Below are 882 nucleotides of genomic sequence, written 5' to 3'. Positions count from 1 at the left end.
TCATTCCGCGCGGGCGGGTTCTGGCGGATACCGGATCGGGCGTCATCGCGCTGGCGGGCGTGTTGTTGTGCTACGGCTCCACCGAACTGGTCGAGGGCTATGGCTTCATCGCTGTGGCCGTCATGGGGCTGACCCTGCGCCGCGTGGAAGAGGACCACGATTTTCACCGGCATCTGCACGATTTTTCGGAATCCATCGAACATGCGCTGACGGCTCTTCTGCTGGTCGCATTGGGGAGCGTCCTGCCGATGCTCTTTGCCGATCTGACCTGGGTGCATGGGATCGTCGCGCTGACGCTGATCCTGGTTATCCGGCCCCTCGCGGGGTGGGTCGCCCTGCTTGGATCGGACCTGTCGCGGACCGACCGGGGGGTGGTGTCCATCTATGGCGTGCGGGGCATCGGGTCGATCTATTACCTGTGCTACGCGGGGCGGCACATGGAATTCGTGAACGAAACCCAACTTTGGTCACTGGTGGCGCTGGTGATCCTGCTTTCCACGATCCTGCATGGTTTCAGCGTGGGGCGGGCGATGGAACGGGTGAGCGACAGGGGCTGACGGATCAGCCCCGACCGGCGGGGGTGCCGGGCCGCGATGTGTCGCTGTTTGAGTATTTGTAAAAGGGTGAAGGAGGCCGGGGCAGGCGCGCCCCGGCCGAGGGTCTTCAGGCCTGAAGGACGGCCTCACGATCCCAGAAACGCAGCTTTCGGCATTTTTTCACGAATGCTTCGGCGCTGTCCGAACCGCCGAGTTCAAGGCAACCGTCGTCAAGGTCTTCGCCGATGCCGGCAGCCTTGAGCAGCGCCATGGCCGGGCTGTTATAGGCGATGAACTTCGCATGGGCGAAAGCGTCGCTGACGAAATCCTTCGACGGCTTGTCCTT

2 protein-coding genes are annotated in these 882 nt (G+C 62.9%); one reads left to right on the top strand and one right to left on the bottom strand.

Going from position 1 to position 882, the window contains the following annotated elements; translation table 11 throughout:
- Positions 1 to 557, top strand: a 557-nt coding sequence (locus A3764_RS17470) for a cation:proton antiporter domain-containing protein (RefSeq protein WP_201722459.1), incomplete at its 5' end; no start/stop codon positions are given.
- Between the two features lie 106 nt (positions 558 to 663).
- On the opposite strand, the gene A3764_RS25290 is transcribed toward A3764_RS17470, so the two are convergent.
- Positions 664 to 882: hypothetical protein (locus tag A3764_RS25290; protein ID WP_201722458.1), on the bottom strand; the 219-nt coding region annotated here is incomplete at its 5' end.

It is taken from the genome of Sulfitobacter sp. HI0129, assembly GCF_001635395.1.
GTDB lineage: Bacteria > Pseudomonadota > Alphaproteobacteria > Rhodobacterales > Rhodobacteraceae > Sulfitobacter.
This window is presented reverse-complemented; position numbering and strand designations above follow the sequence as displayed.